The sequence below is a fragment of the Paenalicyclobacillus ferrooxydans genome, assembly GCF_001399675.1.
In the GTDB taxonomy this organism is placed as follows: Bacteria; Bacillota; Bacilli; order Alicyclobacillales; family Alicyclobacillaceae; genus Alicyclobacillus_B; species Alicyclobacillus_B ferrooxydans.
Window position 1 is genome coordinate 114,925 of sequence record NZ_LJCO01000030.1, and the last position, 13,834, is coordinate 128,758.

The following is a 13,834-nucleotide window of genomic DNA, read 5'->3' on the forward strand; positions in this document are numbered from 1 at the left end:
ACAGCGGAGCCCGAAAGGGCTCCGTTTATTGCTTTTGGTGTTGTTTTCAAGATGGGTGCAGTCCCGTATAATTTTGACTTACAGGATGGACGATGAGGAGCACCCTGAATGACATTTCAGGCTGTATGACTTATCGAATCGGGTGAAACTGAGGGATACCGATATTGATGGAAAATCAGGTTATAGTTCGGATTGCGCTCTTGGCATTACCGTTGGCTGTGTATGAAATTATCTTCTCCAGAATTCCTTCAGTGCACAAAGCATGGAACCATGCCCTAGTCAGCGTCTTAGCAGGACTGGTTTCACTTTTTTATGCAGTATTGCCCGTGGAAATATCAGGGGTATCCGTGGATTTTCGAGGGATCCCGATTGTTCTCTGTACGTTGTACGGAGGATGGGCGGATGGTCTTTTATCTCTTGCAGTTTTCTTGTTAGGACAAATACTCCTTGGGAGTGTGCTGGGCGGCAACGAAAATCTCACGTTGTCCATGCTGATTTATACAGGCCTCGCCATTTTAATGTCAGGCTGGTTTCGACGCCAGCAACCACGAAGGAGGATGCTGGCAGCCATTTTGTTTTCCGTGGTCTTAGTTACAATCAGGCTGCTCATCGCTCCGTATCACAGCATAGCTCGACCGGTAACAGTGGGTTATACAGGCTTTTACAATGGTTGGGCCGACCTCGAAAACATTGGGGTACACGCTATGTGGCTGTTTCTCTGTGTGGTTGCGGTGGAGTCGGTTCTGAAGGAGGCACGGAAACGCCGCAAGTTGGAACGCCTCAATTCAATTTTTGCACAGGCACAAGAGATCGGAAAAATGGGGTCGTGGGAATGGATTCTTCAAAGCGGGCGTTTCATCCCATCAAAGCAATTGAAACAGCTGTTTTGGCCGATTTCGTTTGACGACCTGACATTGGAAAAGTTTCTTTACACATACGTTCATGAGGATGACCGGGCCGCTCTGCGACTGTGGGCAGAAAACCTTCGGAAAGGTCCATCTCCGAACGGCCTGAATTATCGGGTCTGCCTCCCGGACGGCTCGGAACGGGTGATGCATGTCCGGGGCTTGGCGCTTCCATATCAGTCGGGTTCTGCGTTGAGATACGTAGGCACAACCCAGGACGTCACAGAGATACGGAATATGGAACGCCGCATGAATGAGGGCATACAGCGTGCGAAATCCATTGTTGAACGAAATGCGATGGGTATCTGTGAGTTTGACTTGGATGGAGTGTTTCTCGATGTGAACCCAGCTTTCGAGTTGTTGTCTGGCTATCGCAAAGAAGAATTGATTGGCACGCCAGGCTTGGTCATTCGTGATGAAGGGCAAGCACTGGTTGTCCATAAAGCACTTGAGGCTGCACGCCTCGGGCACATACTTCCATCCATGGAGGTTGTTCTGGTGGACAAGCATGGGGCCAAAATCCCCGTCACCACAACGAACGTCCCCATCGTTGTCGATGGTAGGCCAGTTGGCTTTTACGTGATGGTTCGAGATTTGCGTGAAGAGATTGCAGCAGAAGAGTTGGTTCGCCAATCGGAGAAGCTCGCTGTGGCAGGCCAACTGGCTGCAAGTGTTGCACACGAAATCCGCAACCCGCTGACAGCCATCAAGGGCTTTATGCAGTTAATGCCTAAGGTCGATGTGACAACCCTGATTCGTTATAAGGAGATCATTGACGCAGAATTGGCCAATATCGAACGAATTTCTTCTGAGTTATTGATGCTTGCAAAACCTCAGGCGGATGCCTGGGGCGTCTACGACTTGAACCGCATCCTAGAAAGTACAGTGGTCTTAATGGAGCCGCAGGCACTTATGCAGAGTGTTGTTCTAACGCTTGAATCAGAACCAATAGAGGGCCTTGTTTACTGTATTGAAGGCCAACTGAAACAGGTGTGTACCAACATGGTCAAGAATGCGCTAGAGGCAACACCTGACGGTGGGTCTATCTCACTTCGATTGGAGCGCAAGGCCACGGAATACGCGATTTATATCCGTGACACAGGGAAAGGCATTCCAAAAGACGTCATTCCTCGTCTCGGAGAACCATTCTACACGACCAAGGATAAGGGGACGGGGTTGGGACTCATGGTGTGTCACAGGATTGTCGACCGACATCATGGACGTATTCAATACGATTCGTCACCGGAGGGAACGCTGGTCAGCATTTTCTTGCCAAAGTTGGACTCCGCTGCATGCGACCCATCTGCGGCACCAGAGCAAAACGGGTCGCTAGCGGAAGGCATGGAAAGCCAAGGGATATCAGTTGGCAGAGTGGCACTTTATCACTGAGGAAGCAAGGCTTCTACACGCTCCCGAATGGCTTCTGGTGCAGTACTCGGCGCAAACCGCTCGATAACCTCACCATTTTTATTAACAAGGAACTTTGTAAAATTCCACTTTATTGCCTCAGTGCCAAGGACGCCTCTTGCTGACTGCGTAAGGTATTTGTACAGAGGGTGTGCATTCGGACCGTTGACATCAATCTTGGCGAATACAGGAAACGTGACTTGATAGTTGGTTTGACAGAACTGTTGAATCTCTTCGTTGGTCCCAGGTTCTTGGTGGGCGAATTGGTTACACGGAAAGCCAAGGACAGAGAACCCTTGTTGGTGGTACGCCTCATGCAGCTCTTGCAACCCTTTGTACTGCGGGGTAAAGCCGCACTTGCTTGCCGTGTTCACAATGAGCAGAACCTGCCCGCGGTACGCCTCAAGCGATTGTTCCTCACCAGATGCTGTTGGTACGTTAAACTCGTAAACGCTCACTGGATGCTCTCCTTTCGATTTCAGCCGTAGATGAAGTCACCTTGTTGTACCATCAGTTTCTCGAAAACCAACTGAAAGGTCAAATAAATTTTGGCGTGATCTGCTTCACACATCTCCCACCGAGATTGCAGAGGAGCTCGGTATCTCAAGAAGTGCCGTTGATAATCGGTTATGGCGCGGGCGTCGATGGCTGCGGGAACGACTGCTTGACCTGGAGAAGGGAGGCGGCACCTTTGGAAGTGGAACAACGCGATGAGGACCTGGAACGTGCACTTGCGGGGTTGAACGAGGACTTGCAGGCGGAACTGTTCCAACTAGTTTCAGATAGAACGGCTATGGAACGCCCGGTTTCGGGAACTCTTTGTAGAATCTGGATAACCATACGATCAGTACCGGCAGGTGAAACTCACCTTGTTCGCGAAGTCTTGAGAAACAACATTCGTGAACGAAGAGTCATGAGGTGAGAATCGTGTTTAAATTCATTCACGCTGCCGATCTGCATCTGGACAGCCCCCTTCGCGGTCTGTCAGCGCTGGCTGACGCTCCCACAGAGGAGATTCGAACGGCAACACGCAAGGCACTGCAGAACCTCGTCGACCTCTGCATCGCCGAGCGGGTTGCCTTTGTATTAATTGCTGGTGACGTTTATGACGGGGACTGGGAAGATTACACGACTGGCCTCTTTTTTACGAAGAGCATGGCGCGTTTGCGCGAACACGGGATCCGCGTCTTTCTCATTCGCGGCAATCACGACGCACAAAGTCAGATCTCGAGGCGCCTCACCCTCCCGGACAATGTCAAAGAGTTCCGTACGGATATGCCAGAGACCGTCATTCTGGACGATCTCGCTGTCGCAATTCACGGGCAGGGCTTTGCCACGCGGGCGGTGACGGAGAACTTAGCTGCGGGGTATCCGCCTGCAGAGCCGTGGATGTTTAATATTGGCCTGTTGCACACGGCGGCTGAAGGGCAGGAAGGTCACGAACCATATGCACCTTGTCGAGTGGATGAACTGGTGCAAAAGGGCTACCAATACTGGGCACTCGGACACATCCATAAACGGCAGCTATTGCACGAAGACCCCTACATTCTGTTCCCGGGCAACATTCAGGGACGGCACATCCGGGAAGAGGGAGAGAAAGGTTGCACGGTTGTGACAGTCGACGGGCTGGCCGTCAGTCTGGAGCATCGCAACCTCGACGTCCTGCGTTGGTATACCTGCACTGTGGACCTCTCTGAAGTGTCGAACTCGGATGACTTTGCAGTTGCAGTTCAAAGCGCTGTCGGCGAAATCGCCGATGCCAACCTGGACTGCCGCCTGGCACTCAGGGTCATCTGTGAAGGGGAAACGGAGATCCACGGTGAGATTTTGGAAGACCCCGAGCGGTACATTCATGAAATTCAGAATGCGGCAGCGGTTGTGGGCGGCGAACGCGTATGGATCGAAAAGGTCAAGTTTGACACCTCCCATCAGAAGACGGGACACGGCACTCTTGCTGCAGATCCACACGGTCTTGGCAGTCTGCTCTTGCGTACGCTCGAATCCGCCAAGCAAGACGACGTCTTTATCGCCGACTTCCTTCGCCATACAAAGGTCCTGCAAGGAAATCTTCGCGATTACCTGCAGACGGCTGATGCGACAAAAGTAGAGTCCGCAGCCGACCTCGATACACTTCTTGGCGATGCAGAAGACCTGTTGCTCACGATCTTGGCTAAGGGAGGGATTCGTCAATGAGGATCCGCAGACTAGGCATTCAAAATGTCCTGCACTTTGACGAGTTTGAACTCGACTTCGGAAGAGCACAAGCAGGTCTACATATTGTCTATGGCCCGAATGAAGCCGGTAAGAGCACCATTCTGCGTGTTTTGGTGGACCTGTTGTTTGGCGGCAAGATTGATGACGCATTTAAGGACAGTTACGGCAGTAAATCCAGGATTGCCGGCGTCCTCGAAGCGGGACATGATGGCTCTGCAGACGAGGTGGCAGCCGGAGACGCATCAACCGCGTGGGATGCAGGCAGCGAAGAGGCAGGAGGACCTAGGACGGGGACGAGTACAGCGGCGGGTGAATCACGAGGTACCGGTGGGACCTCTGGTTCAGCACTGCCGGTGTCACCTCGTGAGCTTGCCATCGTGCGAAAAAAGCGTTACAGCAACCTCGTCCTCAGCGATGATGCACAAGGAGACATCCCAGAAGAGGTCGTCCTCTCGCTCCTTGGCGGACTGGATAAAGAGCGGTATACGCTTCTCTTTGGCTTCAATCACGACCGACTGCGAATCGGTGGAGACAGTCTTCTCGAATCTGGCGGTCATGCAGGGATATCCCTGTTTGAGGCAGGCGGCGGTATTCAGTTTCTGCAGAACGTGTTCACTGAGCTGTCATCCCGGACGGATGCTCTGCTCGATACAGGCTTCCGATCGAACTCTAAGAAAGCCCTCAATGCTGCATGGCGTGCCTACAAGGACCTGAAAGACGGGGCACGTCGAAACAGCCTTCGGGGTGAAGACTGGCACCGTTTGAAAAACGAGATCGCCGTCAAAGAGGTCCTGCTCGAAAGCCTGCAAAGAGAGCTAAAAGAGTTTGAGACGCGTGGCAATCAGTTACGACGCATTTCGCGTACCCGTCATTTTGTTGCGAACCTGAACGATGCCAAACTGCGACTCGACGCCATGATGGATGCAGTCGAACTCACACCGGAGATGGATGGACGGATTCAGAGCGATGTTGCAGGGCTCGAACAAGCGGACAAACAGATTCATGAAAAAACGCAGGATCTGAAGACTGCCACAGAGTCGCTGGAGTCCATTGATGTGGACTCGGCGTTGCTCGATGCCTCCGGGGCGATTAACAGCCTCAATCGAAGGATTGAGCAGTATCTTGAGGCCGCTAAAACAGTGCCCCGGTTACAGCAACAAATTGAAGCGGAAGAGTCGAAGGCTCGGGAGATGGCCCGCGATCTGGCCCCATCCGTAGACTTTGGCGATGTGGACAAGCTATGGATTCCTGCGAAAGATGACCTCGAGATTCGTCAACTTGCCATCTTGTGGACAGAACTTGCTCGCGAACTGAAGCAAGCCAGTGATAACGTTGTGAAATTGGATCAGGACATCAGGCACCGCGAGGAGGAACTGGGGAAACTCGCGCAAAGCCCTGATTTGAGTCCGTTGCGCCAAGTTCTTGACGAAGTACAGCGCTCTGGTGACCTCGAATCGACTTTGGTTCAACTTGAGCGAGATATGAAGGGGAAACGAGAAGCTGCAACACGGCAACTGCAGAGTCAGAGCATCTGGAACGGACAACTTGAGGGTTTAGCTCGCATGCCTGTTCCGCTCGGAGAAACCGTAGCTCAATTCGCAGACAAATTTTTGGCTTCGGAACAACAGATTGCCGACTCCCGGCGTGAGATAAACAAGCGGTACGCGGAACTGGAAAACATCAATGACCAGATTGCCGTACTTGAACTTTCAGGACGCGTTCCGGTCGAAGCCGATCTTGTTGCAGCTCGACTGCACAGGGATAACGGCTGGCGGCTTATTCGCACGTCGTGGTTGGGGGAAACAGATGATGACGCCAGAGGGAAGTCGTCCCTCGCCGATGCAGTGCAATCCTACGCAGCCGGAAAGGCCTTGCCCGAGGCCTTTGAGGATGCCGTCAGTGAAGCAGACAGTGTCGCTGATTGGATGCGGCGCGAATCAGACAGGTCTGCCCGCTTATCACAGTTTCAACTGCAGAGGGAACGAACAGAAAATGTGCTGTCACGGCTCAACAGTGAACTCGAAAAATTGACGCAGGAACACGAATCTTTACAGTCTGCATGGGTGAACGAGTGGAGCACCAGTGGCGTTACGCCGAAGTCTCCTGTTGAGATGAAGGGTTGGTTGGCGGATTACTATCGGCCGCTCATTAAAGAGATTGGCGAGATTCAGGGTTTGGAACGCCGTATCGGCGAACTCACCGTGTTGCGGGACTCTTTGATGGCGCAACTTGGAGATGCGCTCAAAGCCACTCGCCAGATGCCTGTTATGGTATCTCTGGCGGAAACGGGACAGGCATCTCAGGCGGAGCCCAAAGGCACTCCTGAAGAAGCCCACGGCGCATCTCGAACGTTCGATTCTTTGCGCTCCCTGATATCGGCCGCAACTCGGTGGATCGGCAAGGTCGACAGTGAGGAGAAGCTGCGTGAAGCACTCCTTGTGCAATATAAAGAACTCAGAGCGAATCGAGATAAAGAGGCTGCGTTAGGGCGGCTGAAGAAAGAAGACTTCGCCGGAGCCAAGGAACGGTGGACACAGTTCACTGCTGCGTACCCTTTTCTGCCGGAGAACCTGCAGGTGGTTACAGGATACTTGGACAAGCTGCGTGAATTGTTTGGACTGACTCGGGAGATTGGCAGACTCGAAGACGCCATGGCGAGTGCAAATGCCGTCTGTACGTCTTTTGAGCAAGACACTACCTCCTTGGCACAGCGGATTGGACGAGATATCGAAGACGGCATCTCATACAGTGGATTTGTTGAAAATCTCACGGCAGCGATGACGGAGGCTGGCCAAGAGGACCGGGAACGCCGCTTGTTGTTGCAACAGGTCAGCAAACTACATGGAGAACTCGAACGACGAAAGTCAGACAAAGCAGCTCTTGAAGCGGTCGTTGCTGGGTACAAGGAGAAATACCATTGCCTGGATCATGAGGCTCTGCGGGTTCTTGTTATGAGGTCGGAGGAGAAGAAAAAGCTACGTGCAGAGATTGACCAGATTGAGAGCAGTTTACGCAGAGTTGGCGATGGTATGGGTGCCGCCGAACTGGTCGCGGAAGTTGAACATGGTCCTGGCATAGATGCCCTGCCATCTTTGGAGCAAGAGTTGGCTGCATCTCATGAGGCGAAGAAAAAGACCTGCGATCTTGAAACCAGGGCCCTTTGGGAGTTGAACCAGCAATTTTTCGCGATGAACGAAGACAAGTCGGACGCTGCGGACTCCGCTCAACAGGCTGAATTCCAGCTGGCTGAAGTTGACCGTTATTGGAACGAATACTTACGCTTTGAACTCGCTCGGCGCCTGCTTGGACGGGCCATTGAAGAGTTTCGGGAGCAGAATGAGTCGACTGTGATTGAGCGCGCCAGTGAGTTGTTCCGCCATCTGACACTCGGTCATTACACGGAACTTGTCGTTGAATACGACGGATCAGAGCCAGTGTTGGAGGCCATCACCGCGATCGGTGAACGTCGGCGGGTTCATCAGATGAGTGATGGTACACGCGATCAGCTCTACCTTGCCCTGCGACTCGCCTTCGTGGAGCAGCACGTGGACAATGCCAGCCCGGTTCCACTCATTATGGACGACATCCTGGTCCACTTCGACGACGCCCGCACACAGGCGACGCTTGAAGTTCTCAACCAGCTGGCGCAAAAAACGCAGATTCTCTACTTCACGCACCACCAGTCCATTGTGGAAGCAGCTGCGGCTATGGCTGATGCAGGAAGCAGCGTGTTGGTGCACACTTTGGTCGGAAGTGGAGGCTTACCAGCATGAAGCGAGTGAGCATGGAAGAAGCAATGCAATCCATTTCGTCAGGGATGCGGGTATGGGTGCAAGGGATGGCCAATACGCCTCACGGACTGCTGGCTGAGTTTGCAAAGCGGTGCAATAACCTGACGGATGTGTCCCTTTTTCACCTTCATCTGGAAGGCCCAACACCTTGGATAACCGAATCACTCCGACACCGGGTGCGGGACATCTCTCTATTTATTGGGCCAAACGTCAGGCAAGCTGTGAACGATGGACGGGCTTCATATCTTCCATTGTTCCTTTCTGAAGTCCCCTGGTTTATCCGACAGACTGAGTTTCGACCACATGTTGCACTCATTAACGTGAGCGCGCCTGACAGACACGGGTACGTGAGCCTTGGACCGACGATCGAGGCCACACTGGCTGCCATCGAGCAAGCTGACATTGTGATTGCACAGATCAACCCATCGGTTCCGCGGGTCATGGGAGATGCGCTCTTATCGATCGATGCAATTACTTACGGTGTCGATTGGAATGAACCACTCGCTGCTTCAGAACCGCGGGCGTCCGATCCGCTCACAGACTCGATTGGCCGCTATGTCTCGGAACTGATTCCGGACCGAGCGACACTGCAACTCGGCATCGGGAAAATCCCGGACGCCGTACTCAGCCAACTGATTCATCACCGTGACCTTGGCGTGCACAGCGAGATGATTTCTGACGGAGTGCGCATTCTCGCTGAAAAAGGGGTTGTGACAGGTCATTACAAAGTGACCGATCCTGGCCAAATTGTTGCCGCCTTCGCACTGGGACAACAAGCGATGTACGACTTTATGGATGATAATCCGGCTGTATCGATTCGAGCCGTAGACTATACAAATAACACGGCCGTCATTCGCCGCAATCCAAGGATGATGTCGGTCAATTCAGCTGTGGAAGTGGATTTGACCGGGCAGGTCGTCGCGGAGTGTATCGGATCGCAAATGTTATCCGGCGTTGGCGGCCAAATGGACTTTGTTCGCGGAGCGAGTCTGGCACCGGATGGGAAATCAATTATTGCCCTGCCGTCACAGACGAGGTCTGGTAAGTCGAGGATTGTCTCCGTCTTAACGCCGGGTGCATCCGTGACCACGACGCGAAACCACGTACAGTATGTAGTGACGGAGTATGGCGTGGCAGAGCTGCATGGGCGTACTTTAGAAGAGCGGGCTCGACAGCTCATCTCGGTGGCGCACCCAGACAACCGGGAAGAATTGACCCAGGCCGCCAAGCGCATGCTGCCGGGGTTCTAGGATTCTAGCGTGGTTCTGTTTCAGCGAGCCCTTGCGGATATCGATGGGGATACATGCGTCCTCTGGCACACAATGAGGGAGCTGGATATACTCGCAGCTCCCTCATTCCTCGGTATGTTCCTTCACTCTACCTTCGCAACATGGGTCTGCTCACGGGAGTCGACTGACCCCCTCAGTTCATCCGGCTCCGCTAGACTTGAAGTAAGTCAGATCTGCCGATCTGCTCGAGGTAGGCCTGGTATTTTGCATACGCAGGGGTGATGGCTGGAAGGAGCTTCATAATCTTTGGAATCGGCCCCTTTGCAACCATTTGACGGCGAGAGAGTGCCATCAAAAGATTCAGTTTGCCAAGCCAAAACTGATTCGCCACGTCTGCCTTCATGGACAGCGAGACATCTGGTTGTTTATCTGTCTCGCCTTCGATCACGGTAAAGTATTGTCCATCTGCGATATTAGTCGTATCGATGGTGATTTGAGAGTCTGGATCAGTATACGTGAACTGAATCACCAGTTTCGATTTTTGAATTTCGGGTCCCATTTGGTCATCTGTTGCTGCTTCGCGAAAGAATGTGCCGAGGACGTTGTACACATCTTCTGAACTCGAAAACTTTGCCATGTTTGCGCCTCCAGTCTTTTGCGGATGAATCAGAGAATCATTCGAAGACGTTTTGCACCATCTGGGCCAGTTCATCCACGTCTACATATTTCGGGTTATAAATCATGGTTCCGTCCTCCGATGCACGTTCGACAATCAGTGGCAGCATATCCGCGGTTACTCTGGCACCGGCCAGCGTGAGCGGAAGCCCAGCTGATGTAAGCACGTCTCGACGGAACTCATCGATCGCCTGAATGACAGCCTCCTGACCGTCACCGCCGAACCCACTGAGACGGCCTATCTCTGTGATACGCGTCCCTTCCACTTCCGCATTACATCGCAGCCCCTCCGTCAGCATCAGGGCATTGGCCAAACCGTGAGGGACACCGGCAACGCCGCCGAGCGCGTGTGCAACGGCGTGCACAACACCAACCATACTGTGCTGGAATGCAATGCCAGCCATCGTACTCGCGGTCTGAAGAGAAGCCCGAGCTGACTGTGTTACCTCGCTAGCGGGGTCACCGAGGGCCGTCTGCAGATTCTGACGAATGAGCGTGGCAGCTGTCACGGCCCACGCGTCACTGAACGGATTGTGGAGCACATCGATGTACGCCTCGAGGGCGTGTGTAAGAGCATCCATCGCGGTCATTGCGAGCAACCCGTTTGGTAGAGACGATGTCACGGCGGGATCGAGCAGTGCGATGGTTGGTGCGAGCGATTTGTCCACGAAGGTCAACTTTCGGTGATCTGTCCGGTCTGCAATGACAGCCACAGAAGTCACTTCTGAACCAGTCCCGACAGTGGTTGGTATGGCAATCAGAGGCAGCAAGGAAGAAGTAAGGATTTCGGCCCCCTGGTAGTCAAGCAGGTCTCCACCATGTGTAAGTAGAATATTCGCTGCCTTCGCGGTGTCAATGACACTTCCGCCTCCGAGTGCAATGAGCAAATTACAGTTTGCAGCCTGAAACAGATCTGCCACACGTGTCACTGTGTCAACGTCGCTGTCCTGTGGAACCTCAGAGAAGATGCTGACTAACTCGATACCTGCTTCTCCGAGCGACTGGGAAAGCTGCTCGACGAATCCGAGCGATACAATGACCTTATCCGTCACGAGTCCTGCGCGGCTGTGACGAAAGACTTCCAGTTCCGGCCCGCACTGTGTCAGCAGACCACGCTCGCCGCTGACAATGCGAGTTTGAATGTGATGTTGATAGACCTCAAGCACCAGTGTTCACCGCCTATTCTGCGTACTAGGGAATGCGCTTTCACGTATCGCTCTCAAACCACTACAATCTGATTCTATCGGAACGAAATGACGGAGAACAGAGAGACTTTGTCTGTGCTCTGTGAGATTGATTGTGTGGCATAATTATCATGTAAGCACTTTCGCTTAGACTACCGGGTCACGTCAGTTGGGTCTATCGGTCAAATCAGTTACGGTGAAGACAGTGAGTCAGACAGCGGTTCTGATGAAAGTTTTGTTGATAGGGGAGGCGGATACAAGTGGAACCGACCAGTGAATTGCTCCAGGTTGCCGACCTGACGACTGCCACGAATGGTGCTCATCCTGACGCCGAAGCACTCGTGTCCCTTGCTCCAAAAGTGACAAAACAAGTCCCTGGGACGGTGTGGACAGGCAAGGTGGGCAACGCCAATGCTATCGTCCGCATGCCTCATCCAGATCTGTGGAATGGAAAGTTGATGGTTGGCGGGTCACCCGCCGTCCGCTCTGAATACGCCCTCGACCTTCTGTTGTCTGATATTGTCCTGCAGCAGGGGTACGCCTTTGCCGCTTGTGATAAGGCGACTCCGGGATTAGTGTTACGCGACCCTGCACGAAGCATGGAGGAGTGGACCAATTCCTACGGCCAATTGCAAGAGAAGGCGCTCTCCTTGCTGTCGGAAAGCTATCACCGTCTGCCAGAACGCATCTATATCTCCGGCGTCAGTAACGGAGGTTACATTACAAGACGGATGCTTGAACTCCATCCCGACTGGTACGATGGCGGGGTAGAGTGGGAGGGTGTCTTATGGCACCCGGAGACGAGGCATTTGCTCACCCTGCTGCCGGTCTGCGTTGAAGACTATCCTGTATACGCGAACTGGAGAGGCGACAGAACCAACCAAGAACGAAGCCGGGCCTTCGAGCGGCTTCAGGATGCAGGACTACACCCTGATTCTGCGCCTTACTGGGGAACCTATTTTATGACCTACTGGGTTGTTTCTCTGTGGCTGTACGGCAGGAACCTTGATCCCGAGTGGGAACCTTTTGCGCGTGACTGGTCGAACGAATGGCTGCGCGATCCGTCCCCCCTTTGCGGGTACCCTTGGGAGGAACGGCGAGAGATCCTTGCCAAACGGATCGCACCGATTTCGAATACTGGAAAACTGGAGAAACCGCTCTTGTCTGTGGCTGGAAACTGGGACTGTCTGGTCCCCTTCCGTCACAATGCAAAGGCATACGAAGAGATGGTCTTAGAAGCGGGCTCTGGTCAGTGGCACCGTCTATATGAAATTGAAGCTGGCAACCATGTAGACGGACTGCTTCGCGACAACCGGGGTGAACAGCAGCCAGTGCTCCCTTATTACGAGGCTGCGTTGCACCATTTGGAACAATGGGTAGAGGGCGGGAAGCTGCCACCAGAATCAGGGCTCTATCATTCTGTGACACAATTTACACCGAGGATTTGATGACTATAAAGGATTAGGAGTGAGTGGGATGAATAAGCTTTCGCTTGAAGGTAAAGTGGCTGTGGTGACAGGAGCAGCGAGTGGCATTGGGTATGCAGTTGCGGCAGGTATGGCAAGGGCAGGCGCCCGAGTCACATTGTCCGATCTTCGTTCTGACGCCGCGGAAAACGCGGCACAGGTGCTCACCTCAGAAGGGCTAGCAGCAGCTGCATACGCGGCAGATGCGGGCAGTGAGCATGACATCCAGCAGTTGCTGAACAACACACTCGAAACGGAAGGGCGTATTGATATTTTTGTCAATAACGCAGGCATGCAGTATGTGTCGAACATCGAAGACTTTCCGGTTGAAAAGTTTCAGCAGATCGTACAGTTGATGTTGGTTGGGCCTTTTATCAGTACGAAGTACGTCTTCCCTGTGATGAAGCGGCAACAGTTTGGGCGGATTATTAACATCGCATCCATCAACGGACTGATTGGGTTTGCAGGAAAGGCCGCGTACAACTCAGCGAAGCACGGCTTGATTGGCCTCACTAAGGTTGCTGCGCTCGAAGGCGCAACAGACGGGATTACGGTGAATGCGTTATGTCCAGGTTACGTGGATACTCCTCTGGTCAGAAACCAGTTGGGGGACCTCGCGAAAACCAGGGGCATTCCACTGGAAAAGGTCCTTGAGGAAGTCATTTATCCTTTGGTTCCACAACGGAGGTTGCTCGACCCGGAAGAGATTGCTGACTATGCCGTGTTTTTAGCGTCAGACAAAGGACGCTCGATAACCGGTCAGGCAGTCGTCATCGACGGAGGTTACGTGGCACAGTAAGCAAACAATCACCGCCTAAATCATTGCTGAAATTTGGCCCGATTCATCCAGTAGGAAAAAAAGCGATCGGAAGACAGTTGTGTACAGGAGTGTTTCCAGCCACTATCAATACCGAGGACCTCGACTCTCACAGCGAGTGAACACTGTCGAGCCGCCTTCACTGC

The 13,834-nt window shown here is 53.1% G+C and carries 11 protein-coding genes; 8 read left to right on the forward strand and 3 right to left on the reverse strand.

Features of this window, described 5'->3' with window-relative positions; translation table 11 throughout:
• Nucleotides 1-167: 167 nt before the first annotated feature.
• On the forward strand, nt 168-2,294 hold the full coding sequence (locus AN477_RS06310) for an ATP-binding protein (RefSeq protein ID WP_157061840.1): 2,127 nt from the start codon (nt 168-170) through the stop codon (nt 2,292-2,294).
• Here AN477_RS06310 and AN477_RS06315 read toward each other — a convergent pair.
• Nucleotides 2,288-2,770 carry a glutathione peroxidase gene (locus AN477_RS06315; protein ID WP_054968321.1) on the reverse strand — a complete coding sequence of 161 codons (483 nt, stop codon included), beginning with the start codon at nt 2,768-2,770 and terminating at the stop codon, nt 2,288-2,290. The two genes, AN477_RS06310 and AN477_RS06315, sit on opposite strands and share 7 nt — an antisense overlap.
• A gap of 100 nt (nt 2,771-2,870) precedes the next feature.
• Between AN477_RS06315 and AN477_RS25835 the strand changes: the two genes are divergently transcribed.
• Genes AN477_RS25835 through AN477_RS06335 form a run of 5 tightly spaced genes read left to right on the forward strand, consistent with a single transcriptional unit; the run spans nt 2,871 to nt 9,567 of the window.
• Entirely contained in the window at nt 2,871-3,026 is a 156-nt protein-coding gene (locus tag AN477_RS25835) for a sigma factor-like helix-turn-helix DNA-binding protein (RefSeq protein WP_157061845.1), read from the forward strand.
• Nucleotides 3,004-3,234: a hypothetical protein gene (locus tag AN477_RS06320; RefSeq protein ID WP_054968322.1), complete on the forward strand. Its 231-nt coding sequence runs from the start codon at nt 3,004-3,006 to the stop codon at nt 3,232-3,234. Before AN477_RS25835 ends, AN477_RS06320 begins: the two co-directional genes overlap by 23 nt.
• A gap of 5 nt (nt 3,235-3,239) precedes the next feature.
• Complete coding sequence (locus tag AN477_RS06325) at nt 3,240-4,505, forward strand: metallophosphoesterase family protein (RefSeq protein WP_054968323.1); 1,266 nt, start codon at nt 3,240-3,242, stop codon at nt 4,503-4,505.
• A complete protein-coding gene (locus AN477_RS06330; RefSeq protein WP_054968324.1) occupies nt 4,502-8,299 on the forward strand; it encodes an AAA family ATPase in 3,798 nt (1,265 codons plus the stop codon). Before AN477_RS06325 ends, AN477_RS06330 begins: the two co-directional genes overlap by 4 nt.
• Nucleotides 8,296-9,567, forward strand: a complete 1,272-nt coding sequence (locus AN477_RS06335; RefSeq protein WP_054968325.1) for an acetyl-CoA hydrolase/transferase family protein — start codon at nt 8,296-8,298, stop codon at nt 9,565-9,567. The genes AN477_RS06330 and AN477_RS06335 overlap by 4 nt, the downstream gene beginning before the upstream one ends.
• Before the next feature lie 190 nt (nt 9,568-9,757).
• Here AN477_RS06335 and AN477_RS06340 read toward each other — a convergent pair whose 3' ends face one another.
• Both AN477_RS06340 and AN477_RS06345 read right to left on the reverse strand, forming a co-directional pair.
• Nucleotides 9,758-10,183: an SCP2 sterol-binding domain-containing protein gene (locus AN477_RS06340; RefSeq protein WP_054968326.1), complete on the reverse strand. Its 426-nt coding sequence runs from the start codon at nt 10,181-10,183 to the stop codon at nt 9,758-9,760.
• A gap of 37 nt (nt 10,184-10,220) precedes the next feature.
• Entirely contained in the window at nt 10,221-11,387 is a 1,167-nt protein-coding gene (locus AN477_RS06345; protein ID WP_054968327.1) for an iron-containing alcohol dehydrogenase, read from the reverse strand.
• 278 nt (nt 11,388-11,665) lie between these two features.
• On the opposite strand from AN477_RS06345, the gene AN477_RS06350 reads away from it, so the two are divergent.
• On the forward strand, nt 11,666-12,853 hold the full coding sequence (locus AN477_RS06350) for an alpha/beta hydrolase family protein (protein ID WP_054968328.1): 1,188 nt from the start codon (nt 11,666-11,668) through the stop codon (nt 12,851-12,853).
• Between the two features lie 28 nt (nt 12,854-12,881).
• Nucleotides 12,882-13,670: a 3-hydroxybutyrate dehydrogenase gene (locus AN477_RS06355; RefSeq protein ID WP_054968329.1), complete on the forward strand. Its 789-nt coding sequence runs from the start codon at nt 12,882-12,884 to the stop codon at nt 13,668-13,670.
• Nucleotides 13,671-13,834: the final 164 nt, after the last annotated feature.